Below are 23,359 nucleotides of genomic sequence, written 5' to 3' on the forward strand. Positions count from 1 at the left end.
TTTTCAAATTGTGTATAAAAAAAGAGCTTGTTACAGGTAACAAGCTCTTTTCGTTCGTTATCATTATCGTCTGATCTCTTTAATACGAGCCGCTTTTCCGCGAAGTTCACGCAGGTAGTAAAGCTTAGCACGGCGTACTTTACCGTAACGTACAACTTCGATTTTCGCGATTTTTGGTGTGTGTACAGGGAAAGTACGTTCAACGCCAACACCGTAAGAAATCTTACGAACTGTGAACGTTTCGCTGATTCCACCACCACGACGCTTGATCACAACACCTTCAAAGATCTGAATACGCTCACGGTTACCCTCAACAACTTTAACGTGTACACGTAAAGTGTCACCAGGACGGAACGCAGGAAGATCAGTACGAAGTTGTTCTTTTGTGATATCTTCAATTAGTTTTTGCATCGTTTTCAACTCCTTCCAACAGATGCTCTTGGCCACAAAACCCGGCACAGCGGAACATCGTTTTCAAGCTTAAAGCGGATAAGCCCGCTTAAGCCACAAGTAGTATCTTATCACAATTTCATAGTCTATGCAATAAAATCTATTCTTTTTCCCATTCAGAAATCCATTTTCTTTGCTGCTCTGTAAGCGGATAGTCTTTCAGAAGATCCGGGCGTCTTACATAGGTTCTTCTGATCGATTCTTTATTCCGCCATTCGTTGATTTTCGCATGGTTTCCTGATAGAAGCGTTTCAGGCACTTTTAAACCTTTGTAATCCGCCGGTCTTGTATAATGCGGGTGCTCTAAGAGGCCGGTGCTGAATGAATCCTCAATATGGGAAGCCTCTTTGCCCAGCACACCCGGAAGCAGTCTAACCACACTGTCGGCAATCATCATTGCAGGGAGCTCACCGCCGGTCAGAACAAAATCGCCAATGGATATTTCATCCGTCACCAGATGCTCGCGAATGCGTTCATCGTAGCCTTCATAGTGGCCGCAAATGAACAGCAAATGGTCTTCCTTCGCTAATTGTTCAGCTTTTTTTTGGGTAAAGCGTTCACCTTGCGGGCAGACGAGAATAATACGCGGAGCAGCGGCTGCCTTTGATGTCAGGCCCTCGACCGCGTCAAAAACAGGCTGAGGCTTGAGAACCATGCCTGCCCCGCCGCCATAAGGATAATCATCAACAGTATTATGCTTGTTATCAGAATACTCCCGGAAATTCACGACTTGAAACTGCACCGCTTCTTTATCCTGCGCTTTTTGAAGAATCGATGAACCGAGCACGCCTTCAAACATTTCGGGAAACAGCGTCAAAAAGTCGATTTTCATTCGTCTATTAATCCTTCCATGAGTTCAACCTCAATCTTCTTTTCGCTGACATCGATATGTTTGACCACTGATTCAATGTAAGGAATCAGCGCGTCTTTTTTCCCTTTTCTCCCGATGACCCATACGTCATTAGCTCCAGGCGTCAAAATTTCTTTAACCTTTCCGATTAGTTGGCCGTCTTCGGTAAATACTTCACACCCAATGATTTCGTGGAAATAAAATTCTCCTGCATTCAACTCTCCTAAATCTTCTTCAGGAACTTTAATGATCGCGTTTTTCAGTTCTTCCACTTCATTCATGCTTTGTCTTTCTTTAAACTGCAGCAAATGAAATTGTTTATGCAGTCTGTGCGTGTTCACCGTTACTTCCACGGGCTCGTTACGTCCGTCTATAAACAGATACAGCGTGTTGCCCGGCTTGTACCGTTCTTCGGCAAAATCTGTTTTCGAAATCACCCGCACTTCGCCTTTAATTCCATGGGTATTTACGATCTTACCTACGTTAAACCATCGCTTTGTCATATCATCACCTCTGGCGAATTTCAATTACTTGTCCGTCTTTTATGACGATGGTGTTTGCCGCTGTTTTCTCATGCCAGTTATCCCCGGCTTCAATTGTCAGCAGCGCATCGACTTCCTTTTCTTTCATCTCACTGCCAAGCGGCAATGTATGTACTTGAGCAATTTGAAAATCGATTATTTTTATGTTATCTTTTCGCTTTTCTATTGCCTTTTTAAATTGTTCAATCATATCTGGATTTTGCTGTTCTTTCTCATGTTTTCTAAGCTGAAAATAGAGCTGGCTGCATTCTCGTTCAAGCATTTGTTTCTTTTCGGCAAAAGAAGCTAAAAGCTTTTCCTTGCTGCGCTCGGTTAAGACTTGCATAACGGCTACACGGTGAATAATTTGCATCGCACCAAGCTCCCCGCTTTTAAAACTTTTTGTCGCTCAGGTTTTCAATTTCACCTAAGCTTCTATCAGTTTACCCTTTTTTTGCGTGTAAAAAAAGGGGAGGTGCCGGCCCTCTCCCTTTTAGTCAAATATCTCAAATTGAACTTTCTTAGAAGACTGTGCGCCAGCTGCAAATACAGCTGTTCGAATCGCTTTTGCAGTCCGGCCTTGCTTTCCGATAACTTTACCGGTATCTGACTTATGGACAGATAAGCGCAGCGCAATCTTTTGATCGGTTTCTTCTCTTGTGATGCGAATGTCATCTGGATGATCAACAAGCGGCGTCACAATTTTGACAATCAAATCTTCCAAGTGTTGATCAGTCATTACTTGCCTTGTTTAGCGTTGTGGAATTTTTCCATGATTCCTTGGTTCGAGAACAAGTTACGAACTGTGTCAGAAGGTTTAGCTCCAGTTTGAAGCCATTTAAGAGCAAGCTCTTCATCAATTTTCACTTCTGCTGGTTTTACAACCGGATTGTAAGTTCCGACTGTTTCGATGAAACGGCCGTCACGTGGTGAACGAGAATCTGCTACAACAATACGATAGAAAGGAGATCTTTTTGATCCCATACGTTTTAAACGAATTTTTACTGCCATTTTACTAGCACCTCCGAAAATATTTCAACAAGATAGTATATTAACAATGATAAAAGTGTTTGTAAAGTGTTTTTTCTTAACAACGGTTTTATCATGTATAACCGATTACATAAAAGGTAGCTTAAACCCTTTTTTCTTGCCTTTTGACATGTTTGTCATCTGCTTCATCATTTTTTTCATTTCGTCAAACTGCTTAAGCAGACGGTTGACTTCCTGCACGGATGTCCCGCTTCCTTTCGCAATCCGCTTCCGCCGGCTGGCATTGATGATATCCGGCTGTTCTTTTTCACGAACAGTCATTGATTTAATGATTGCTTCCACATGATTCAGCTGTTTTTCATCAACTTGGATGTTTTTCAGGCCTTTCATTTTACCTGCACCCGGCATCATTTGCAGAAGCTCATCAAGCGGCCCCATGTTTCTGACCTGCCCGAGCTGCTCCAGAAAATCGTCCAATGTGAAGCTCATTGTTCTCATTTTTTGTTCCAGCTCTTTGGCTTTATCTTCATCGACGCTGGCCTGTGCTTTTTCAATCAATGTCAGCACGTCGCCCATGCCGAGAATCCTTGATGCCATGCGTTCAGGATGGAACGATTCTAGCGCATCAAGCTTTTCGCCTAAACCGGCGAACTTAATCGGCGTGTTTGTGACCGCGCGAATAGAAAGCGCAGCACCTCCGCGTGTGTCTCCATCAAGCTTAGTCAGCACAACACCGGTTAAACCGAGCTGTTCATTAAAGCTTTGGGCTACATTTACAGCGTCCTGACCGGTCATTGAATCGACAACCAGGAAGATTTCTTCCGGATTCGCGATTTCCTTCACACTGGTCAGTTCATCCATCAATTCATGGTCAATATGCAAGCGGCCTGCCGTATCCAAAATGACATAGTCATAATGTTCTTCCTTGGCTTTTTCAATAGCCTGTTTAGCTATTTCTACAGGACTGACCTGATCACCAAGTGAGAAAACAGGCATGTCAAGCTGTTTGCCAAGTGTTTCCAGCTGCTTAATGGCGGCTGGGCGGTAAATATCGGCAGCAACCAGCATCGGTTTGCGATTATGCTTTTTGCGCAGCAGATTCGCAAGCTTACCGCTTGTTGTCGTTTTACCGGCACCCTGGAGACCGACCATCATAATAACAGTCGGCGGCCTTTTCGCGGTGGCGATTTTGCTCTCTTCGCCGCCCATCAGCTCAGTCAGTTCCTCTTTAACAACTTTAATGACCTGCTGGCCGGGCGTCAGACTTTTCATGACGTCTTGGCCTACAGCGCGTTCACTTACTTTCTTGACAAAATCCTTGACTACTTTAAAGTTAACGTCAGCCTCAAGCAGCGCAAGACGAACCTCACGCATCATATCTTTTACATCTTGTTCACTGACTTTCCCTTTTCCGCGGATTTTGGAAATCGTCTGCTGCAGTCGGTCGGCTAATCCTTCAAATGCCATAGTTTGCCGCCTCCTAATCTAATTTCTCAAGCGCTTCAATCAGAGCTGTAAGTTCTTCCTCTTCTTTTGAACCGGAAGCAAGCTCCTTCAGCTTATTAAACATCTCTTTACGCTCCTGAAACTTTTTCAAAAGGAGCAGCTTTTCTTCATATTGTTCAAGCATCGCTTCTGTTCGTTTGATGTTATCATAAACAGCTTGTCTTGAAACCTCATATTCTTCGGCTATTTCGCCTAGGGAGAAATCGTCCAAATAATAAAGCGACATATAGCTCTTCTGTTTTGACGTCAACAACGACTGATAAAAATCAAACAGATAATTCATTCTCGTTGTCTTTTCGAGTGACATTTGAGCTCTCCCCTTTGTTAAGTCAAATCCCTTTACGATAACTTAGTTTACACGGTTTTACGGAGACTGTCAAGTTTTTATCTTGTCATAGCAATGATTATTTTTTCCAAAATACACTAAATATCACCCAATTTATTCCGATATTGTATATGAACCCTATTTAAAAGGAGGATTTTTCATGAAAAAAATCGGTTTATTGTTTATGCTGTGCTTGGCAGCTGTGTTTACAATCATTGTCCCGGCACAGCAAGCAGACGCTGCTGAGGCGCCTTATAAGGCTACAATCACAAATATCAGCACGGATGGAGGGGTTTACGGTAAAATCAATTACGGTCAGGGTCAATTTTGGCGAGTGAAGTACAACATCACCATAAGCGGTAAATTGCTCGACCAAAACGGACAGCCGGTGCCAAACGCTCCAGTAAGATTTGAAGCAGATACGAAAGTCGGAAATACAACAAAAACAGCTTCAGGAACAACCGATGAAAACGGAACGTTTGAGGTTCCAATGTATTTGGGACCAGCTGCTGGGTACTATACGTATTACACATCTGTTTCCGTTCATTACTATGACATCATCCCTTTTAGAGTTTATTCAGGAGATTCGAGACTGGTATCCACTGATAACAGCCTTTATCATTTCGCCTATCAAGTGAGAAGATAATAATAGAAAAAGGCCTTTTTAGGGGCCTTTTTCTTAATCCTCGGCTTTTTCAACTAAATCTGAAAACAGGCCGTATACATACGATTCAGCGTTAAACTCCTGGAGATCATCAACTTTTTCACCTAACCCGACTAGTTTAACCGGGATGTGAAGCTCGTTGCGGATCGCAAGGACAATACCGCCTTTTGCCGTACCGTCAAGCTTCGTTAAAGCAATGCCTGTAACGTTTGTTGCTTTAGAAAACTCTTTCGCCTGCGCCATCGCGTTTTGTCCGGTTGTGGCATCAAGAGCAAGGAGCACCTCATGCGGCGCTTCAGGCACTTCTCTTTCGATGACGCGCTTCACTTTTTCAAGCTCTTTCATCAGGTTTACTTTGTTTTGGAGACGCCCTGCTGTATCACAGATTAATATATCAGCGTTTCTTGCTTTCGCAGCATGGACAGCATCATAGATAACAGCCGCAGGATCGCTTCCGGCCGTCTGCTTAATGACAGGCACTCCCGTACGCTCTCCCCATACTTCCAGCTGTTCAATGGCGCCCGCTCTAAATGTGTCTCCGGCAGCAAGTACGACAGATTTCCCTTCTTGCTTCAATTTATGGGCAAGCTTTCCGATTGTTGTCGTTTTGCCGACTCCGTTTACACCTACCAGAAGGATGACATTTAAACGCCCATCCTGAATGTTCAACTCAGAAATTTGCTCATCTCCGCTGTTATAAATCTCGACCAGTTTCTCAGAAATAACAGACTGGACTTCCATCGGATCTTGAATATTTCTGCGTTTCACTTCTGTTTTCAGCTCATCTATTAATTCCATAACGGTTGTAAAGCCGACATCCGCGCTGATAAGAACCTCTTCAAGTTCTTCAAAGAAATCCTCATCCACTTTACGGTAACGGGATACAAGATCATTCACTTTGGTTTGAAAGGAGTTTCTTGTTTTTTCAAGGCCATCCTTAAACTTTTCAGATACGGAATCTGTCTGTTTTGTGATTTTCTCTTTTAATTTTTTAAAAAAGCTCATCTTTTACCCTCTTTCCTCGTTACTGTACGAATTCTTTTGTTTCTTCCAGCTTAACTGAAATTACCTTTGAAACACCGGATTCCTGCATGGTTACGCCGTATAGCACATCCGCTTCCTCCATCGTCCCTTTTCTGTGGGTAATCACGATAAACTGGGTATCGCTGCTGTATTTTTTTAAATACTGCGCAAATCGGAAGACATTCGCTTCGTCAAGCGCAGCCTCTACTTCGTCAAGGACGCAAAACGGCACAGGACGAACCTTTAAGATTGAGAATAAGAGCGCTATAGCAGTAAGCGCACGCTCTCCGCCTGACAGAAGGTTTAAGTTTTGCAATTTTTTCCCCGGCGGCTGTGCGATAATCTCGACTCCTGAGTGAAGCAGATCGTTCGGATCGGTGAGCCTTAGTTCAGCTCGTCCTCCTCCGAATAAGGAACGGAAGACTTGATCAAAATGTGAGCGGATTTGGACGAATGTGTCGTTAAAGCGTTTCGTCATTTCTTCATCCATTTCTTCAATCACTTGGAACAAGGTATTTTTCGCTTCTGTCAAATCTTCTTTTTGTTCTGACAGAAACTTATACCGTTCGTTGACCCTCTCAAACTCATCTATGCTTCCGAGGTTTACAGCACCCAGCTCTTCGATTGCGAGTTTAATCAGCTTCACGCGCTTTCTGGCTTCCTCTGGATCTGCTTCAAGCTGATATGTCTCTTTTGCCCCCTCAAAGGACAAGCTGTATTCCTCCCGCAAGTACTGAAGCAAATTATCAAGCTCAACTTCCATCCGGCCCAGTTTGACCTCTTCATCTTTTAAGAGCGTTGTTTTTTGTTTATACAGCCGTTTCATTTCTTTCAGCTCACGCTCATACGTATCAAGCCCATGCTGAAGCTTGATACGCTGGTCGCGTCTTAACGCAATCAGTTCGATCGTTTTCGTTTTGTCATTCAATTTATGTTTTGCAGCTTCTTCAAGCTTTTCTTCGCCGCTGGAGCTTGATGACATCTCTGACGTTAAGAAGCTCAAGTCTTCTTTCGCTTCTTTTAATGCAAACTCTGTTTCTGCGAGCTCTTTCTTTAGTCTGTCAAGGTTGTCCTCTTCACCCTGGCATGCCTGCTCTTTTTTGGCCGCTGTGATCTTCAGCTCGGTAAGCTCATTGGAGAGAGACTCTTTCGTTGTTGATTGCGTTTGTTTTTGTTTTGTCAGTCTGTCCATGTCCTCTTCAAGCTGCTTCATCTTTTCGGATACGGCAGAAAGCTCTTCTTCCAGCTTGCGTTTGCGCGTTTTCTTCTCTTCATCGCTTTCTAACAGAGCGGATTTTTCTTGATCATAGAGCTCTAAATGGGTGTTGATATTTTTTTCGGCAACTTGAAGTTCGTACAGCTGGCCTTTTACATCCTGCTGCTTTAATCTCAAGCTTTCCCCTGTTTCTCTTAAATCAGCCAGTTTATTCTCTATATCCTGAAGGGATTGCTTAAGTGTTTTGACTTCTTGTTCAAGCAGTGCTGTTTTCTCTTCCATTTCAATGAGCCGTTTGCTCACATCTTCAAGCTCACGGCTTCTTCCAAGCAGCGAGTTATTTTTCTTTTTAACCGCTCCGCCCGTCATTGAACCACCCGGATTCACGACATCTCCCTCAAGGGTTACGATGCGGTACCGGTGGCCGAGAAGCTTCGCAAGCTCATTTGCCCCCTTTAAATCCTCTGTGATCAGCACGGTTCCAAGAAGATTCTGGATGATGCGCCGATACGCAGGATCAAATGTGACAAGTTCACTGGCAACCCCGAGAAATGACGAATGCTGCGCTGCTGTTTCCGCGTCCCGGCTTTGAAGCTGGCGGTCTCTGATGACAGAAAGAGGCAGAAACGTCGCCCGGCCGAAGGAATTCTGTTTTAAATATTGAATCGCTTTGCGGGCAGACTGTTCATCGTCGGTCACGACATGCTGGGCAGAAGCGCCGAGCGCAATTTCAATGGCCGTTTCATACTTTCGGTCTGTTGACATCAGCTCAAGGACCGCTCCGCGAATCCCGCCAAGGCGCTCCTTCACTTTCAGCACTTCTTTAACACCTTGATAAAAGCCGGAGAAATCACCCTGCATCGTCTCAAGCATGTCCTTTTTCGATCTCGCTTGCTGAACGTATTGGTATGCCTGATACAAAGCGGATTCATTTTTTTCGTATTGGCGCTTTTTCTGCTCATATTTTGTCTGCATGTCACGATATGCGCCGACTTGGCTGTACATCTCCTGCTCAATTCGGGCAAACTCCGTTTCACATGCGGCTTTTCGCGCAGAAATATCGCGCCGTTCCTGAAGATGCTTTTCATTGTTGTCTGCAAGCCTCTGTAATGTGACAGCGGATTGGGACATCTGGTCATCCAGCAGCTGGAGCTCGTTGCGTATCGAAGCCTGGCTGTTTAACAGCTCAAAGTAATCGCTTTTCAGCTGCTCGATCTTCTCTTCGACATTTTCATTGTGAAGACTGAGAGCCTGTTGCTTTTCTTTTACCTGAGCTCTTAACTGTTTCACCTCTGCCTGAAGCGTTTCGAAGACAGCTTCCTGCTTCGCAAGCTCTTCTTTCAGCACCGTTTCTTTTTGCTGAAACTGAACGATGGCTTCTTCCAGCTGTTCTTGGTTTTGCACAGCGTTTTTCTTGCGTTCTTTCAGGACTTCTTTACGGCCTTCAAGCTTTTCCAGCTCTTCACTCGTCACCAATAAGACCTGCTGGAGCTCATCTACTGATTCATCCAACGCTTGAATTTTGTCTCTCGCATCTTCAATTTTCGCTTCTTTCGCAGAAATTGCAGACGATTCAGCGAGCTCTTCTTCCTTTGCGAACTGCACTTTCTCTTTAAGCGTTGACCATTTGCCATGCAGCTCTTCGATATCATAGGCAGTCAGCGCAATTTCAACATGCTCCAGCTCTTTCTTTTTCTCCAGATAGTCTTTCGCGATTGAAGCTTGAATTTTAAGGGGTTCAACCTGTCCTTCAAGCTCATGTAATATATCTTCTACCCGGTTTAAATTGTCCTGTGTCTCAAACAGTTTATTTTCTGCTTTTTTCTTTCTCGTTTTATATTTAAGCACCCCGGCGGCTTCTTCAAAGATACTGCGGCGATCCTCCGCTTTGCTGCTCAGGATCTCTTCCACTTTCCCTTGGCTGATAATAGAAAATGCTTCTTTACCTAGACCAGAGTCCATAAATAAATCAATAATATCTTTTAAGCGGCACTGCTGATTGTTAATCAGAAACTCACTCTCGCCTGATCTGTATACACGTCTTGTAACACTGACCTCATGGAAGTCAATCGGCAAGAAATGATCATCATTATCAAGAGTAAGTGTAACTTCAGCTAGGTTTAATCGCTTTCTCGAATCACTGCCGGCAAAAATGATATCTTCCATTTTTCCGCCGCGAAGAGACCGTGCCGATTGCTCTCCAAGAACCCAGCGAATGGCATCTGTAATATTGCTTTTTCCGCTCCCGTTTGGACCGACAACCGCTGTAACGCCTTTTACAAAATCTACGGAAATCCGTTCTGCAAACGATTTAAATCCTATAACGTCTAAGCGTTTGAGGAACATAGCGATCCTCCTTATGTAATAAGTATTTCAATTCTATCATAAAACATGGATGAAATAAGACGGCATACATACTGAAATCCCCCTGAATGATAAGGGGGATTTTATTGTCTCGTATGGTGTTTTTGCAATTTAGCTAAAGCTTCCTGAGCAGCGTGCTGTTCGGCTTCTTTCTTTGAACGGCCGTTTCCGACTCCGAGTGGTTCACCTTTTAGAGATACGATGGCTTCAAATTCACGGTTGTGCGCAGGCCCTTTTTCGTTGGAGATTTTATACTCCAGAGAGCCTTTGCCGTCCCGCTGCACGTATTCCTGCAGCTGGCTTTTGAAATCCATCACATGAGAAAAAGCACCATCGTTAATTTTAGGGAACACATAGACTTTTAAGAAACTTTCGACCGGCTCTAATCCCTGATCAAGATACAAGGCTCCGATAAATGCCTCAAAAACATCCGCCAATAGAGCGGGACGCTTTCTTCCGCCTGTCATTTCCTCACCTTTACCCAATAGGACAAGGTCGCCGAATGACAGTTCGTGAGCCAATGAAACGAGAGACGGTTCGCATACAATCGCGGCTCTCAATTTCGTCAAATCTCCTTCACTCATAGCCGGGTACTTGGCAAATAAGAATCTGGAGATGGTCAGTTCCAAAACAGCGTCACCTAAAAATTCAAGCCTTTCATTATCTTCATACGGCTTTTTCCGATGCTCATTCACATAAGATGAATGTGTAAATGCTTGATACAAAAGCTTTTCATTTTGAAAGTGAACCGAAATCCGTTCTTGAAACTCTTTAAATTGTTCTACTTTTTTATAGAACTTTTTTTTATCTTTATAATGTGAGTGTTTTGACATAGTAACCTCCATAGGCACATCAGGTTCACCGCGCTTCTCTGACTAAACCGGATACAGCGCGCGTAAAAGCGGCATGCTGTAATAACTGCACGAATAAAGGGCTAAAGCCCCGCGTTTCGGCGGGACTTTTAGCATCAGCTTATTGCTGGTTTTGTATGTAGTTCACAGCGTCGCCGACTGTTGCAATCTTTTCAGCATCTTCGTCAGAAATTTCCATATCAAACTCGTCTTCAAGTTCCATAACAAGCTCAACTACATCTAGGGAATCAGCACCTAAGTCTTCCTTGAAAGAAGCTTCAAGTTTGACGTCTGCTTCATCAACGCCAAGGCGATCTACGATGATTTTCGTTACACGCTCTAATGTATCTGCCATAGCAATTCACCTCCCCTCAAGTATTATAGTGGATTCGTTTTTAAAAAACTAGAGAAACTATGATGAAATTTTCGAGAAAAAAACTTACATCACCATTCCGCCGTCAATATGAAGCGTTTGGCCTGTCATATAACGAGCTCCCTCAGAAGCAAGGAACGTGACAACGCTGCTGACGTCGCCAGGTTCGCCAAATCGCGCGAGCGGAATTTGTTTCAGCATTTCGTCTTGAACATCTTTTGTTAGCTTATCTGTCATATCAGTTGAGATAAATCCAGGCGCAATCGCATTTACCGTAATATTGCGGCTTGCGAGCTCTTTGGCAGAAGATTTTGTTAAACCGATCACGCCGGCTTTTGCGGCCACGTAGTTTGCTTGTCCAGGATTTCCACTGACACCTACGATAGACGACACGTTAATAATACGGCCTGAACGCTGTTTCATCATTTGTCTTGTAACAGCTTTCGTGCAGTTGAAAACACCCTTTAAGTTAATGTTAATGACGTCATCCCATTCATCTTCTTTCATTCTCATGATGAGATTGTCTCTTGTAATTCCGGCGTTATTAACTAAAATGTCAATCGCAGAAAAAACAGACAGCGTTTCTTTTATCATGTTTTGTACATCTTCGGGATTTGATACATCCGCTTTGACAGCAATTGCTTTTCTGCCCAATGATTTGATTTCATCGACTACTTCATTAGCTTTCGCTTCATTGCCGGAGTAGTTCACGACAACGTTTGCGCCGCTTTTTGCCAAGTCAAGGGCGATTGAGCGGCCGATTCCGCGGGATGCGCCAGTGACAATAGCTGTTTTGTCATTAAGCATTTTCATTCTCCTCCTTAAGCGTTTGAATTGCCAGCTCGATCGTTTCCGGATCTGATACAGCAATTGTTTTTAAGCGTCTGTTTACTTTTTTCACAAGGCCTGAAAGCACTTTTCCGGGGCCGATTTCAATAAAAGTCGTAACACCCTCTGCAATCAGCTTGTTAATGCTTTCCTCAAAACGAACCGGAGAGTAGAGCTGCTCAATGAGCTTCTCTTTGATTTCTGCTTTATCAGTCATGACATTAGCAGAAACGTTTGAGATGACCGGAACGTCAGCGTCATTTATGTCACAGGAGTCCAATACTTCTTTCAGCTTTTCAGCTGCTGGCTTCATTAGTTCAGAATGGAACGGGCCGCTTACTTCAAGCGGAATCGCACGTTTTGCACCGTTCTCTTTTGCCCGTTCAGATGCAAGCTCTACCCCTTTAGCTGTTCCGGAAATGACGATTTGTCCGGGGCAGTTGAGATTCGCAAGCTGGACAAGGCGACCTTCCTCCGTCACTTTATCGGTTACTTGCTTTAATGTTTCAGCATCCATGCCGAGAATCGCAGCCATGGCTCCTTCGCCAGCCGGCACTGCTTCATTCATAAACTCTCCGCGTTTTCTGACGGTATAAACAGCATCTTTGAAAGACAGTGCGCCAGACGCAACCAGTGCGGAATATTCACCAAGGCTGTGTCCTGCTGTAAAATCAGGTGTAATGCCTGATTCTTTAAATTTTTCAAGAACAGCAATGCTTGTCGTCAGCAAAGCAGGCTGTGCATTATATGTAAGTGTTAATTCTTCAGTATCACCTTCAAAAATCAGCGAACTGAGTTTTGTTTCCAATGTTTCATCCGCTTCATCAAAGAGACGCTTTGCAGCAGGGACCTGCTCATAAAGCTCTTTCCCCATGCCGATAAATTGTGATCCCTGACCCGGGAATAAAAATGCAATCTTACTCATGATGTAAAAACCTCCAGACTACTCATCTGTTTTTTCTTCTTTTACTTCTTCCTGAATGAGCGCAGCCACATTTTGGCTGACCATCTCTCTTGCTTGACGAATCGCGTGAAATACAGCATTAGAATCTGAAGAGCCGTGCGCCTTGATCACAGGGGCTTTTAAGCCAAATAGACTTGCTCCGCCATAATTCGAATACTCCATTTTCATTTTCATGTCTTTCATCTTCGGCTTCAGCACAGCTGCCGCGAGCTTTGATGTTAAATTAGACGTCATGACTTCCTTCATCATTTTAAAAATAGACAACGCAGAACCTTCCAGCGTTTTGAGTGTAACATTCCCGGTAAAGCCGTCTGTTACTACAACATCCGCCACATCATCTAAAAGGTCTCGCGCTTCCACGTTTCCGATAAAATGTATATTAGCTGTTTCTTTTAATAATTGAAACGTCTGCTTCGTCAGTTCGTTTCCTTTTTTATCTTCTGTTCCGACATTTAAAAGCCCGACTCTCGGTGAAGTGACACCGCGTACTTGCTGAGAATAAACAGAACCCATGATGGCATATTGGGCGAGGTGCTCCGGCTTGGCATCGACATTGGCGCCGACATCAAGGAGAAGAAATCCATCTCCTGAAATGGTCGGAAGCGTCGGGGCAAGCGCCGGACGGTCAATCCCTTTAATTCTGCCGACAATAAACAGACCGGCTGTCATTAACGCGCCGGTATTTCCTGCTGATATGCAGGCGTCAGCTCTGTTTTCCGCAACTTCCTGCGCCATAAGGACCATAGATGAGTTCTTTTTTCTTCGCACAGCGCGGACCGGTTCATCCGTAGGCTCAATCACTTCATCTGCGTGCAGCACCGTGATGCGATCTGGTGTTGTTGTTAAATGTGATTCTATCGTTGTTTTGTCACCGACAAGTGTGATATGGAGATCATCAAATGCCTCTATACCCTTTAAAACTCCGTCAATAACAGCTTTGGGAGCGTGGTCTCCTCCCATTGCATCTACAGCTATTCTCATGCATGCTCCACCTTTATAATTGTTTTGAACGGTACATGTCAAAATGTCCAGAAAAAACAATTTCTTCGCCAACATAGCTGTTCACTTCGACAACTGTTCTTCCTTTTTCTTTTTCGACCGCCGTCACTTTCGCTTTCGCTACAACACGTTCTCCCTGCTTTACCTGTCTTGTAAAGCGGATGTCTGCGCTTGCAGTCAGTGCCAGCTCGTCATCAATAACGGCCACAGCCAAAGAATTCGCCTGTGCAAACAAATGGTGTCCTCTCGCAATTTGATTCCGGCTGAACACATGCTCCTGTTTGATTTCTAAAATGGATATCGCCTGATCATCCAGCTCAAGGTCAATAATTTCTCCGATAACTTCGTCCAGTGACAGGGATTTCACTTCATCTTCAAGCGTTTTCTCTGCAACGTTCTTAATTCTTTCTCTCAGCTCCGGTATCGATAGCTCTAAGCGGTCCAAACGAATTGTCTGGATGCTCACCCCGAATTTACCCGCTAATTCTTCATCTGTAATAAAGGGGGTTGCTTGTATCGTCTGCTGAAGTAATTCCTGGCGTTCTCTCTTATTTCTTCTCATGTCTAAACACCATCCGGACAATTAAGACTAGGTACTAATAGTAGTATATAATTTCATAGATTGGAATGCAACGATTGTTTCTTGCTGAACACCGAAAACTTCTGGTAACTAGCTTAATTTTTCCCCGTCCATTGCTCCGCTCGTCAGTAATCGCTCTCTCAGCACACCGTATTCCGGCTCGTTCCAGAACGCGTCAGAAGCCACAAGATTCGCAGCATCCTGCCTTGCCGTTTCAAGCGCTCTGTAATCATGAACCATGTCCGCCACCTTGAATTCAGGCATTCCGCTTTGTTTTTTACCGAAGAAATCTCCCGGGCCTCTCAGTTCCAGGTCCTTTTCAGACAACTCGAAGCCGTCATTGGTCTCGGACATAATTCTCATCCGCTCTTTCCCTGTTTCTGATTTAGGATCGGCCATCAGAATGCAAAACGATTGATGCTCTCCCCGTCCGACACGGCCGCGCAGCTGGTGAAGCTGTGACAGTCCGAAACGGTCGGCGTCATAAATCACCATAATGGTTGCATTTGGAACATTCACGCCAACCTCAACAACAGTGGTTGATACGAGGATTTGACAGTGATTCGCACTAAACTCTCTCATGACCTGATCTTTTTCATCGGAATGCAACTTTCCGTGCATCAGGCCGACATTCCATTTCCCTTGGAAAATGTCAGAAAGCATATTGTACACATCAATAGCGTTTTGCACATCAAGTTTGTCTGATTCTTCAATCAGCGGGCAGATGATATAAGCCTGTCTGCCCTGTTTTAATTCTTTTTCGACGAATGCCAAAATACGATCCAGCATGTCATGTTTTACCCAATAGGTTTCGATCTGTTTTCGTCCCGCCGGCATTTCATCAATGACAGATACATCCATTTCACCGAACACTGTGATGGCTAACGTTCTTGGGATTGGAGTGGCTGTCATAAAAAGAACATCGGGATCCTGCCCTTTGTTCCGAAGTTTTTTACGTTGCTCAACTCCAAATCGGTGCTGTTCATCTGTAATGACGAGACTCAGCGCCTTAAACTCCACCTCATCCTGAATTAAAGCGTGGGTTCCTACAAGAATATCAATCTCTCCCGCGGCAAGACGCTCAAGCAGTTCTTTTCGCCGCTTCCCTTTGACAGAGCTTGTCAAAAGGGCGACGCTGACATTCCACTTTTCAAATAGTGAAACGAGCGAATCAGCATGCTGCTCGGCCAGAATCTCTGTCGGCACCATGAGCGCCCCCTGGTATCCGGACAGGATCGCAGCATACAACCCAATGGCCGCGACTGCCGTTTTTCCTGATCCGACGTCTCCTTGAAGAAGACGGTTCATTCTGTATGGAGAAGACATGTCTGCTGTTATTTCGCGAAGCACGCGCGACTGGGCGTTAGTGAGAGGAAACGGAAGGCTATTGATAAATCTCATGAGTTCTTCGTTTGAAAAACGCTGCCGTATCCCTTGAGTCTGCTCTCTTTCCGCCTTTCGGAACGCCTGCATTTTCAACTGAAACAACAAAAATTCCTCATAAACAAACCGGCGTCTTGCAAGCGTTAACGCTTCTCTTGTTTCAGGCTGATGCATCATTTTTAACGCCTGCTGATAGTCCGGCAGCTTATAGCGTGTTTTTAGCTTTTCCGGAAGAGGATCCGGAAGCGAGTCTGCATACTGGGTCAGCGCCTGCTGAATAAAGCGTCTCATCATTTTGACGGTAACATTTTCTTTCACAGAATACACTGGTTCAATGCTTTTATCCTCTTGGTGCGGCCCGTTTTTCAACTCCTGAACAGAGATGGTTTGGCGGTGCTTGTCCCATTTACCGGAAATCGTCACGACAGAGCCCAGCGAAAGCTTTTTCTTCAAATAAGGCCGGTTAAAACATACGGCAGTGATTAAATAGCGGCCGACAAGAATCCTGAATGTCAGCCTGTTTCGTTTTTTTCCGTAATAGGTAAGAGAAGGCTCTGAATGAACCTTCCCTTCGACTGTGACTCTTTCATCATGCTTCACTTCTTCTAAATCCCTCAGCTCGTAGTCATCATAGCGATAAGGGAAATAATTCAGAAGATCAGAAGTGTCATAAATACCGAGTTCATGTAATGTTTTTTCTGTTTCCGGCCCAATGCCCTTAATGTTAGCTATACTAGTTTGCTGATGTTGTTTCACGTGAACCTAGCGCTCCTCCGAAAATTTTTTTCTCTAATTCTCTGCCAGTCGGTGTTGCTGCTAAACCGCCCTGACCTGTTTCTCTAAGTGCAGTGGGCATCGTTTGGCCAATTTTATACATGGCATCAATAACCTCATCACATGGAATGCGGCTTGTAATGCCCGCCAATGCCATATCAGCAGCAATCATCGCATTTGACGCGCCCATCGCATTCCGTTTCACACACGGCACTTCAACAAGCCCCGCTACAGGATCGCACACGAGCCCGAGCATATTTTTTAATGTAATGGCCATGGCCTCCGCGCTTTGTTCGGGTGTTCCTCCTGCCATTTCAACAATAGCCGCAGCCGCCATGCCTGAGGCTGATCCAACTTCTGCCTGACACCCTCCTGCGGCGCCGGAAATACTTGCGTTATTGGCCACGACAAATCCGAAAGCGCCGGACGTAAACAAAAAGCGGATCATTTGTTCTCTTGTTGGGTTCAGCTTTTCTTTTACAGCAAATAATGTGCCTGGCACCACACCAGCAGAACCAGCAGTCGGTGTCGCACAGATGGTACCCATGGCTGCATTTACTTCATTTGTTGCAACAGCTTTCGATACAGCATCTAAAATCAGCGGGCCAGACAGGCTTTTGCCTGACCGAATGTAGGCCTGCAATTTAACGGCATCCCCGCCTGTTAAGCCTGTTTGGCTCGTAACTCCCTCGAGTCCTTTCTGAACCGCTGCTTCCATAACAGACAGGTTGTGATCCATCTGCTGAAAAATCTCTTCTTTTGTTTTTTCTGTTACTTCCATCTCTTGAGCGATCATCACATCAGAGATGGATATTTGCTTTTCTTTTGTAATCTCTAATAATTCCTTTACATTACGAAACATAACTGGCTCCTCCTGACCTTTCGCTAGTCAGCAATCTTTGTCACTTGAATAATATTCGGCAGCTTCGACAGTTCGTCGAGAACATGCTCATCGATATTTTGATCAACCTCTATTGTCATCAGCGCAAGCTGGCCGATATCCTTTCGGGCTACTTCCATATGGCCTACGTTGATTGAAAATTTCGCCAGGACATTGGCAACACCGGCAATCGTGCCAAACTTGTCATTATGAACAACTAATATGGCCGGGTGATTTCCTGACAGCCGTAGTTCAAAACCGTTTAATTCTGTGATTTCAATCTTTCCTCCGCCAATCGAAATACCCGTCAGCTCAAGCTCTCCCTTTTCATCAGATATGGTGATTTTGGCTGTATTCGGATGGACGGGGACAGCGTCTTCAACCCGAAACTCTATATCAATTCCTTTATCTTCTGCAATTTGTATAGCGGTTTTAATTCGTTCGTCGAATGTGTCAAAATCCAGCAATCCGCCGATAATCGCGACATCTGTGCCGTGGCCTTTATACGTTTCCGCAAAAGAGCCGTAAAAGGATACGATGATGCGCTCAGGCTCTCTGCCAAATAAACTTCTGGCCACTCTCCCGATTCTCGCCGCTCCCGCCGTATGCGAGCTGGACGGACCAATCATAACGGGTCCGATAATATCAAAAACGCTTCTGTATTTCATGCTATTCCTCCTTATGAACCAGAGCTTATAAGCGCTTTGCTTCTAGACTAATTGATCATATATAAAATGGCAAGCGGGCGCGTCACAGCGCTGCCGCACTTAAAAGCAGAAATAAGAATAGAAGGGCGAATCGCCCTTCTATTCTGCAGAAACTATATACGAATACAGCGGCTGTTTTCCGTTGTGGATCTCAACTTCAATCTCCTCGTACTTTTCACTTAGGAACGCTTCAAGCTCCTCAGCTTCTTCCTGAGACGCATCCTCACCATATAGGATGGTGACAATTTCGTCGTCTTCTCCGATCATTTCTGACAGCAGCATTTTCGCGGCTGACAGCTGATCTTCAGCAGTGCCGATAATCGTGCCATTCAGAATTCCCATAAAGTCGCCTTTTTTAATGTCTTTGCCGTCAATATGGGTATCTCTGACTGAGTACGTCACCTGCCCGCTTTTTACTTGCTGAATGGCGCTGAGCATATTGGCTTCGTTCGCTTCAGCTTCTTGATCCGGATTAAATGCCAGCAGGGCTGACATCCCTTGCGGAACCGTTTTGGCAGGAATGACAAAAACCTGTTCACCCATTACACTAGCCGCTTGATTAGCCGCCATGATGATGTTGGAGTTATTCGGTAAGATAAACACTGTTTCCGCATTTACAGATTTCACGGCATCGACAATATCCTCAGTGCTCGGGTTCATGGTCTGCCCGCCTTCAATCACAACAGAAGCGCCGATGCTTTTGAATAAATCGGAAATACCTTCTCCCATCGCCACAGTCACAATGCCATACGGCTGTTTTGCCGGCGGTTTTTCGTTGTCAGCAGGTTTGCTTTCCTGGCTGATGAGGGAGGTATGCTGCTCTCTCATATTTTCTATTTTAATTTTGATCAATTCACCGTAATGCTGGGCATAATTTAATACGTTTCCCGGTTCTTCCGCATGAATATGAACCTTCGCCAGCGATTCATCCGCAATGACTAACAGAGAATCACCGAACTGGCTGAGATCTTGTCTGAACGTGCCTTCGTCGAATTCTCGTTTTGCCTGATCGAGTCTAACCATCACTTCCGTACAAAAACCAAATTCAATATCTTCGGTATTCATCACGCTTTGCGCGCTCTTATGATGCTCTGCGCTGACCATGTCGTCAAGTGACGGAAGAACAGCTTTTTGAGGCACAGCCTCACCTTTTAATGAAGCAAGGAAACCTTCATACACACAAAGCAGGCCTTTGCCGCCGCTGTCGACGACTCCTACTTCCTTCAGGACAGGAAGCAATTCAGGGGTCCGGTTTAAAGACGCTTCTGCTTCTTCAGTCACTGCAGTCATCAGCGCTGTGATATCGGTTTCTTTTTCTGCCAGAGCCATCACTTTTTTCGCAGCGTCTTTTGCAACTGTTAAAATGGTGCCCTCTACAGGTTTCATGACAGCTTTATAAGCCATGTCAACACCCGCTTGCAGCGCAGCGGCAAACTCTTGTGCATTTATTTCTTTTTTTGATTCAATGCTTTTACTGAATCCACGGAACAATTGGGACAGGATCACTCCTGAATTTCCGCGTGCTCCCATGAGCAGTCCTTTAGATAACGCAGAGCCTACCTTACCGATATCATCCGTATCCATTTGCTCCACTTCTCTTGCTCCGGAAGTCATTGACAGGTTCATGTTTGTTCCCGTATCGCCGTCCGGCACCGGAAACACGTTCAGCGCATCAACTGCACTCGCGTTTTGAGACAGATTCTGCGCTCCCGCGAGAATCATCCCGGCAAAAGTTCTGCCGTCTAATGTTCTAATAGACAATCCTACTCCTCCTAACTACGGGTTCGTCACTCGGACGCCTTGGACATAAATATTAACAGAGTCCACTGCCAGTCCGATGGTTTGATTTACTGTGTACTTTACTTTTGTTTGGATATTATGTGCCACTTCAGAAATTTTCGTGCCATAGCTGACAATGATATACATATCAATATGTATCTGTTCTCCTTCTTGGCGAACTTGGACACCTCTGCTGAAATTCTCTTTCCGAAGGATTTCAGTCAGTCCGTCTTTAATCTGATTTTTAGAGGCCATACCGACAATGCCGTAACAGTCAATCGCCGCGCCACCTGCAACCATCGCAATGACTTCATTAGATATATCAATCTGCCCGTACTTCGTTCTTAATTCAATGGACACACTAGTTCCTCCTTCGAATGCATAGAGTTACAGCTATTCTACTATATGGTTTCCATTATGAAAAGAAAAGACCCGGCTGTCGCTGCCTGTCCCTCTACATATACTATAGCACCGCTGTTTCCGCAAGATGTCAAGTGAATTTTCTTGAAAGATGTTGAAACAATAGTTGCAAACGTTTTTTAGCTGTGGTAAATTATTTAAAGTATCCATATCGAAAGCATCTAAGATTATATGAAATGTTAAAAAGTAGATGTTTTGTGCAAGTGAGGAGGGAAACAAATGGCACGTAAATGCGTTATCACAGGTAAAAAAACAACAGCTGGGAATAACCGTTCTCACGCAATGAACGCTTCTAAGCGCACTTGGGGCGCGAATCTTCAAAAGGTTCGTATCCTTGTGAACGGAAAACCTAAAAAAGTATATGTATCTGCTCGAGCTTTAAAATCAGGTAAAGTTGAGCGTGTATAACAAAATGAACGCCTGCCCCGATATGTGGCAGGCGTTTTTATGTGGTGAAAGAGGGCTTTGAACCCCTGGGCTTTAATCTTTTCTGAATGAGCCCAGCATCGCCCGGACAATTCCTCCTAAAAACTTCGGCAATTTAATGGTGTAAAATTTCATTTTTTGTCCCCTCCTATAACGTACCGTAACCGCCTGTTCATTGATTTTAGCAAATGAATGAAAGCACATGCTAATCCGTGCTTCTTATCATTATTAATATGCCTTTTGCAAACGAAAAAGTACCTCGTGAATGAATGAGTTCGTTACTAATACATAGTGTTGAACCGAGCGTAATATGACATTTATTTAGCGGATATTTAAAACCGTTCAGTGTCAGCTCATGTATTTCTTCGGAAAACGGTATGAAGGAGATATATCGCTTGTTTTCATCCTTCTCCATATCATATTCACCAGGAGGGAACATTTGAATATGATTTTGTTTGTCTATCAGCCTAATTTTTATATTCGTTTTTACACCTCTGTACAGAAGCTGAATATTTCCTAAAAAATGATCAGCTCTGCCGCCTGTAATGCCGAAAATCTGAATCATATCAGGCTGCTTTTCCAGCGCCCAATCAAGGGCGAGGTCCAAATCTGTCTGATCTTTTTCTGATTGATACACATGGAGTGCGGGAGCCGCTTTTTCAATTCGGCGGCGTTCTTGCTCTGTTATGCTGTCAAAATCTCCAAAAGCTTCATCAGGAATGATACCGGCATCCAAAAGATTGACGGTGCCTTTGTCAACACCGATCCAAAGTACGTCCTCAGCCGTAGCCGTATAGCCAGTTAGATCGGGAATGAGATCTTTAGGGCCTCCCGCAACGATATTGATTGTCTTCATCTTTGATTCCTTTCTCTGATACAGGAAAAAGAGCTTAGGCGTTGTATGCCCAGCTCTTTTTTTGCTTTTTATTTACTTCCTCTGATTTCAGAAATCGCTTTTTTACGGTCAGGCTGGCCGTAAACAGCTGAACCGGCAACGAGTAAATTTGCGCCCGCTTCAATAACTAGCGGAGCGGTTTCTTTGTTGACGCCGCCGTCTACTTCAATCAACAGATCTTTTTTTCCTCTTTCATCCGCCATTCGCTTAACTTCTTTTATTTTAGAAAGGACGGAATGAATAAATTTCTGCCCGCCAAATCCCGGGTTCACCGTCATTAAAAGAACAAGATCGAGGTCGTCGAAAACATGCTCGATGACCTGTACAGGTGTATGCGGGTTCAGAACAACACCGGCCTTTGTGCCTTGCTCTTTAATAAGCTGGATGGTACGGTGCAGATGCGGACATGCCTCAACATGTACAGACAGGATATCTGCGCCCGCTTTAGCGAAAGCAGGGATGTAACGATCCGGCTCCTCTATCATTAAATGAACATCAAGCGGCAAATCTGTTACCGGCCGTACAGCTTCTACAATCAGCGGACCGATCGTGATATTGGGGACAAAATGCCCGTCCATGACATCAATGTGAATACAATCGGCTCCGCCCTTTTCTACATCTTTAATCTCATTGCCTAAAGCGGCAAAATCAGCGGAAAGAATAGATGGTGCAACCTTTATCATTATGCTAATACCTCGGCTTTCTGTCTTTAATCTCCGTCATAAATTCAACATAATGGTCGTAGCGGTACTGCTTTAATTCCCCGTCTTCAACAGCTTGTTTCACTGCACATTTCGGTTCTTTTAGATGTAAGCAGCCTCTAAATTTGCATGAAGAGCTTTTTTCTCTGATATCAGGGAAGGTATAGCCCAGCTCTTCTTCCTCAATGTCTGTAAATTCAAGCGAGCTGAATCCCGGCGTATCCGCAACCAAGCCTCCGGACGTATGAATCAGCTCTACGTGGCGGGTAGTGTGTTTCCCGCGGCCCAAATGTTCGGAAATCTCGTTTGTTCTTAAACCGAGCTCCGGACTGATTGCGTTGAGGAGCGAGGATTTTCCAACACCGGACTGACCCGCAAACACCGTTGTTTTGTCCTTAAAATGCGGGATGATATCCACCAAAGTGTCTTGGTCCTTAGAGGAGGTGAGATACACGTCATAACCAATATTCCGATAGTCTTCTGCATAGGCTTGTATCGTATCTTTTGTATCTTGATCTTCAATCAGATCCATTTTTGTAACGCATATAATTGGCTGAATATCATTAGCCTCAACGAGAACCAGGAAGCGGTCGAGCAATGCCGTGCTGAAAGAAGGCTGAACCGCTGAGAAAACAAGGACCGCTTGATCAACGTTGCAAATTGGCGGCCTGATCAGCTCATTGGTTCTTTCTTTAATTTCTAACAAATATCCCTCTTTGTCATTTTCAGCCTGATACACAACGTAATCGCCGACGAGAGGGGTAATTTTGTTCTTTCTGAAAATGCCTCTTCCTCTGCATTGTACCACTTTATCTGAATCCTCTGATTCATCCAGTACATAGTAAAAGCCGCTAAGCGCCTTAATAATTTTGCCCTCAGGCATATTTTCC

At 44.5% G+C, this 23,359-nt stretch carries 27 protein-coding genes; 2 read left to right on the forward strand and 25 right to left on the reverse strand.

The window, feature by feature from the left end:
- Positions 1-63: 63 nt before the first annotated feature.
- The 8 genes from rplS to V6D44_RS01300 form a co-directional block, all read right to left on the reverse strand.
- Complete coding sequence (rplS, locus tag V6D44_RS01265; protein WP_003220825.1) at positions 64-411, reverse strand: 50S ribosomal protein L19; 348 nt, start codon at positions 409-411, stop codon at positions 64-66.
- 139 nt (positions 412-550) lie between these two features.
- Entirely contained in the window at positions 551-1,282 is a 732-nt protein-coding gene (trmD, locus tag V6D44_RS01270; protein ID WP_087992072.1) for a tRNA (guanosine(37)-N1)-methyltransferase TrmD, read from the reverse strand.
- Positions 1,279-1,803, reverse strand: a complete 525-nt coding sequence (rimM, locus tag V6D44_RS01275; RefSeq protein ID WP_087992073.1) for a ribosome maturation factor RimM — start codon at positions 1,801-1,803, stop codon at positions 1,279-1,281. Before rimM ends, trmD begins: the two co-directional genes overlap by 4 nt.
- A 4-nt stretch (positions 1,804-1,807) precedes the next feature.
- The gene (locus tag V6D44_RS01280; protein ID WP_202327684.1) at positions 1,808-2,194 is read right to left on the reverse strand and encodes a YlqD family protein; all 387 of its coding nucleotides are present in this window, start codon (positions 2,192-2,194) and stop codon (positions 1,808-1,810) included.
- A 120-nt stretch (positions 2,195-2,314) separates the two neighbouring features.
- Positions 2,315-2,560 (reverse strand): KH domain-containing protein, encoded by a 246-nt coding sequence (locus V6D44_RS01285; RefSeq protein ID WP_087992075.1) that lies wholly within the window; start codon positions 2,558-2,560, stop codon positions 2,315-2,317.
- Positions 2,560-2,832, reverse strand: a complete 273-nt coding sequence (gene rpsP / locus V6D44_RS01290; protein ID WP_010788590.1) for a 30S ribosomal protein S16 — start codon at positions 2,830-2,832, stop codon at positions 2,560-2,562. The genes V6D44_RS01285 and rpsP overlap by 1 nt, the downstream gene beginning before the upstream one ends.
- A gap of 105 nt (positions 2,833-2,937) precedes the next feature.
- Positions 2,938-4,278, reverse strand: a complete 1,341-nt coding sequence (gene ffh, locus V6D44_RS01295; protein ID WP_087992076.1) for a signal recognition particle protein — start codon at positions 4,276-4,278, stop codon at positions 2,938-2,940.
- Between the two features lie 13 nt (positions 4,279-4,291).
- Positions 4,292-4,624 carry a putative DNA-binding protein gene (locus tag V6D44_RS01300; RefSeq protein ID WP_087992077.1) on the reverse strand — a complete coding sequence of 111 codons (333 nt, stop codon included), beginning with the start codon at positions 4,622-4,624 and terminating at the stop codon, positions 4,292-4,294.
- A 178-nt stretch (positions 4,625-4,802) separates the two neighbouring features.
- Between V6D44_RS01300 and V6D44_RS01305 the strand changes: the two genes are divergently transcribed.
- Positions 4,803-5,288: an Ig-like domain-containing protein gene (locus V6D44_RS01305; protein ID WP_253269087.1), complete on the forward strand. Its 486-nt coding sequence runs from the start codon at positions 4,803-4,805 to the stop codon at positions 5,286-5,288.
- Positions 5,289-5,321: 33 nt separating this feature from the next.
- Here the strand turns inward: V6D44_RS01305 and ftsY are convergent, their stop codons facing one another.
- The 13 genes from ftsY to V6D44_RS01370 form a co-directional block, all read right to left on the reverse strand.
- Positions 5,322-6,311: a signal recognition particle-docking protein FtsY gene (ftsY, locus tag V6D44_RS01310; RefSeq protein WP_087992079.1), complete on the reverse strand. Its 990-nt coding sequence runs from the start codon at positions 6,309-6,311 to the stop codon at positions 5,322-5,324.
- A gap of 19 nt (positions 6,312-6,330) precedes the next feature.
- Complete coding sequence (smc, locus tag V6D44_RS01315) at positions 6,331-9,891, reverse strand: chromosome segregation protein SMC (protein WP_333516230.1); 3,561 nt, start codon at positions 9,889-9,891, stop codon at positions 6,331-6,333.
- Positions 9,892-9,992: 101 nt separating this feature from the next.
- On the reverse strand, positions 9,993-10,742 hold the full coding sequence (gene rncS / locus V6D44_RS01320; protein WP_014113767.1) for a ribonuclease III: 750 nt from the start codon (positions 10,740-10,742) through the stop codon (positions 9,993-9,995).
- Positions 10,743-10,881: 139 nt separating this feature from the next.
- Positions 10,882-11,115 (reverse strand): acyl carrier protein, encoded by a 234-nt coding sequence (gene acpP, locus V6D44_RS01325; RefSeq protein WP_003154310.1) that lies wholly within the window; start codon positions 11,113-11,115, stop codon positions 10,882-10,884.
- Between the two features lie 84 nt (positions 11,116-11,199).
- Positions 11,200-11,940: a 3-oxoacyl-[acyl-carrier-protein] reductase gene (gene fabG, locus V6D44_RS01330; RefSeq protein WP_087992081.1), complete on the reverse strand. Its 741-nt coding sequence runs from the start codon at positions 11,938-11,940 to the stop codon at positions 11,200-11,202.
- Positions 11,933-12,886 carry an ACP S-malonyltransferase gene (gene fabD / locus V6D44_RS01335; protein WP_202327687.1) on the reverse strand — a complete coding sequence of 318 codons (954 nt, stop codon included), beginning with the start codon at positions 12,884-12,886 and terminating at the stop codon, positions 11,933-11,935. Before fabD ends, fabG begins: the two co-directional genes overlap by 8 nt.
- 18 nt (positions 12,887-12,904) lie before the next feature.
- On the reverse strand, positions 12,905-13,906 hold the full coding sequence (gene plsX, locus V6D44_RS01340) for a phosphate acyltransferase PlsX (protein ID WP_087992083.1): 1,002 nt from the start codon (positions 13,904-13,906) through the stop codon (positions 12,905-12,907).
- Positions 13,907-13,919: 13 nt separating this feature from the next.
- The gene (gene fapR / locus V6D44_RS01345) at positions 13,920-14,486 is read right to left on the reverse strand and encodes a transcription factor FapR (protein WP_087992084.1); all 567 of its coding nucleotides are present in this window, start codon (positions 14,484-14,486) and stop codon (positions 13,920-13,922) included.
- A gap of 108 nt (positions 14,487-14,594) precedes the next feature.
- Complete coding sequence (gene recG / locus V6D44_RS01350; protein ID WP_253269085.1) at positions 14,595-16,643, reverse strand: ATP-dependent DNA helicase RecG; 2,049 nt, start codon at positions 16,641-16,643, stop codon at positions 14,595-14,597.
- Positions 16,621-17,523 (reverse strand): L-serine ammonia-lyase, iron-sulfur-dependent, subunit alpha, encoded by a 903-nt coding sequence (gene sdaAA, locus V6D44_RS01355; protein WP_202327688.1) that lies wholly within the window; start codon positions 17,521-17,523, stop codon positions 16,621-16,623. Before sdaAA ends, recG begins: the two co-directional genes overlap by 23 nt.
- Positions 17,524-17,546: 23 nt before the next feature.
- Positions 17,547-18,209, reverse strand: coding sequence for an L-serine ammonia-lyase, iron-sulfur-dependent subunit beta (gene sdaAB, locus V6D44_RS01360; RefSeq protein WP_087992087.1), 663 nt, complete (start codon positions 18,207-18,209; stop codon positions 17,547-17,549).
- 138 nt (positions 18,210-18,347) lie between these two features.
- Positions 18,348-20,009 carry a DAK2 domain-containing protein gene (locus V6D44_RS01365; RefSeq protein ID WP_087992088.1) on the reverse strand — a complete coding sequence of 554 codons (1,662 nt, stop codon included), beginning with the start codon at positions 20,007-20,009 and terminating at the stop codon, positions 18,348-18,350.
- A gap of 15 nt (positions 20,010-20,024) precedes the next feature.
- The gene (locus V6D44_RS01370) at positions 20,025-20,387 is read right to left on the reverse strand and encodes an Asp23/Gls24 family envelope stress response protein (RefSeq protein ID WP_087992089.1); all 363 of its coding nucleotides are present in this window, start codon (positions 20,385-20,387) and stop codon (positions 20,025-20,027) included.
- Between the two features lie 279 nt (positions 20,388-20,666).
- Here V6D44_RS01370 and rpmB point away from each other — a divergent pair, with 279 nt between their 5' ends.
- Positions 20,667-20,855, forward strand: a complete 189-nt coding sequence (rpmB, locus tag V6D44_RS01375; protein ID WP_003221548.1) for a 50S ribosomal protein L28 — start codon at positions 20,667-20,669, stop codon at positions 20,853-20,855.
- A gap of 72 nt (positions 20,856-20,927) precedes the next feature.
- On the opposite strand, the gene spoVM is transcribed toward rpmB, so the two are convergent.
- The 4 genes from spoVM to rsgA form a co-directional block, all read right to left on the reverse strand.
- Positions 20,928-21,008, reverse strand: a complete 81-nt coding sequence (gene spoVM, locus V6D44_RS01380) for a stage V sporulation protein SpoVM (RefSeq protein WP_003221545.1) — start codon at positions 21,006-21,008, stop codon at positions 20,928-20,930.
- A gap of 70 nt (positions 21,009-21,078) precedes the next feature.
- Entirely contained in the window at positions 21,079-21,729 is a 651-nt protein-coding gene (locus V6D44_RS01385) for a thiamine diphosphokinase (protein WP_087992090.1), read from the reverse strand.
- A 68-nt stretch (positions 21,730-21,797) separates the two neighbouring features.
- Complete coding sequence (rpe, locus tag V6D44_RS01390) at positions 21,798-22,451, reverse strand: ribulose-phosphate 3-epimerase (protein WP_202327689.1); 654 nt, start codon at positions 22,449-22,451, stop codon at positions 21,798-21,800.
- A 4-nt stretch (positions 22,452-22,455) separates the two neighbouring features.
- Entirely contained in the window at positions 22,456-23,352 is an 897-nt protein-coding gene (rsgA, locus tag V6D44_RS01395; protein WP_087992092.1) for a ribosome small subunit-dependent GTPase A, read from the reverse strand.
- Between the last annotated feature and the right edge of the window lie 7 nt (positions 23,353-23,359).

Source organism: Bacillus sp. 0209A (assembly GCF_036765095.1).
Taxonomy (GTDB): Bacteria; Bacillota; Bacilli; order Bacillales; family Bacillaceae; genus Bacillus; species Bacillus subtilis_G.

Excerpts from the sequence above, each read along its gene's own strand:
- rplS (WP_003220825.1), bottom strand. The coding sequence starts at position 411 with ATGCAAAAACTAATTGAAGATATCACAAAAGAACAACTTCGTACTGAT.
- trmD (WP_087992072.1), bottom strand. The coding sequence starts at position 1,282 with ATGAAAATCGACTTTTTGACGCTGTTTCCCGAAATGTTTGAAGGCGTG.
- rimM (WP_087992073.1), bottom strand. The coding sequence starts at position 1,803 with ATGACAAAGCGATGGTTTAACGTAGGTAAGATCGTAAATACCCATGGA.
- V6D44_RS01280 (WP_202327684.1), bottom strand. The coding sequence starts at position 2,194 with ATGCAAATTATTCACCGTGTAGCCGTTATGCAAGTCTTAACCGAGCGC.
- V6D44_RS01285 (WP_087992075.1), bottom strand. The coding sequence starts at position 2,560 with ATGACTGATCAACACTTGGAAGATTTGATTGTCAAAATTGTGACGCCG.
- rpsP (WP_010788590.1), bottom strand. The coding sequence starts at position 2,832 with ATGGCAGTAAAAATTCGTTTAAAACGTATGGGATCAAAAAGATCTCCT.
- ffh (WP_087992076.1), bottom strand. The coding sequence starts at position 4,278 with ATGGCATTTGAAGGATTAGCCGACCGACTGCAGCAGACGATTTCCAAA.
- V6D44_RS01300 (WP_087992077.1), bottom strand. The coding sequence starts at position 4,624 with ATGTCACTCGAAAAGACAACGAGAATGAATTATCTGTTTGATTTTTAT.
- V6D44_RS01305 (WP_253269087.1), top strand. The coding sequence starts at position 4,803 with ATGAAAAAAATCGGTTTATTGTTTATGCTGTGCTTGGCAGCTGTGTTT.
- ftsY (WP_087992079.1), bottom strand. The coding sequence starts at position 6,311 with ATGAGCTTTTTTAAAAAATTAAAAGAGAAAATCACAAAACAGACAGAT.
- smc (WP_333516230.1), bottom strand. The coding sequence starts at position 9,891 with ATGTTCCTCAAACGCTTAGACGTTATAGGATTTAAATCGTTTGCAGAA.
- rncS (WP_014113767.1), bottom strand. The coding sequence starts at position 10,742 with ATGTCAAAACACTCACATTATAAAGATAAAAAAAAGTTCTATAAAAAA.
- acpP (WP_003154310.1), bottom strand. The coding sequence starts at position 11,115 with ATGGCAGATACATTAGAGCGTGTAACGAAAATCATCGTAGATCGCCTT.
- fabG (WP_087992081.1), bottom strand. The coding sequence starts at position 11,940 with ATGCTTAATGACAAAACAGCTATTGTCACTGGCGCATCCCGCGGAATC.
- fabD (WP_202327687.1), bottom strand. The coding sequence starts at position 12,886 with ATGAGTAAGATTGCATTTTTATTCCCGGGTCAGGGATCACAATTTATC.
- plsX (WP_087992083.1), bottom strand. The coding sequence starts at position 13,906 with ATGAGAATAGCTGTAGATGCAATGGGAGGAGACCACGCTCCCAAAGCT.
- fapR (WP_087992084.1), bottom strand. The coding sequence starts at position 14,486 with ATGAGAAGAAATAAGAGAGAACGCCAGGAATTACTTCAGCAGACGATA.
- sdaAA (WP_202327688.1), bottom strand. The coding sequence starts at position 17,523 with ATGTTTCGTAATGTAAAGGAATTATTAGAGATTACAAAAGAAAAGCAA.
- sdaAB (WP_087992087.1), bottom strand. The coding sequence starts at position 18,209 with ATGAAATACAGAAGCGTTTTTGATATTATCGGACCCGTTATGATTGGT.
- rpmB (WP_003221548.1), top strand. The coding sequence starts at position 20,667 with ATGGCACGTAAATGCGTTATCACAGGTAAAAAAACAACAGCTGGGAAT.
- spoVM (WP_003221545.1), bottom strand. The coding sequence starts at position 21,008 with ATGAAATTTTACACCATTAAATTGCCGAAGTTTTTAGGAGGAATTGTC.
- V6D44_RS01385 (WP_087992090.1), bottom strand. The coding sequence starts at position 21,729 with ATGAAGACAATCAATATCGTTGCGGGAGGCCCTAAAGATCTCATTCCC.
- rpe (WP_202327689.1), bottom strand. The coding sequence starts at position 22,451 with ATGATAAAGGTTGCACCATCTATTCTTTCCGCTGATTTTGCCGCTTTA.
- rsgA (WP_087992092.1), bottom strand. The coding sequence starts at position 23,352 with ATGCCTGAGGGCAAAATTATTAAGGCGCTTAGCGGCTTTTACTATGTA.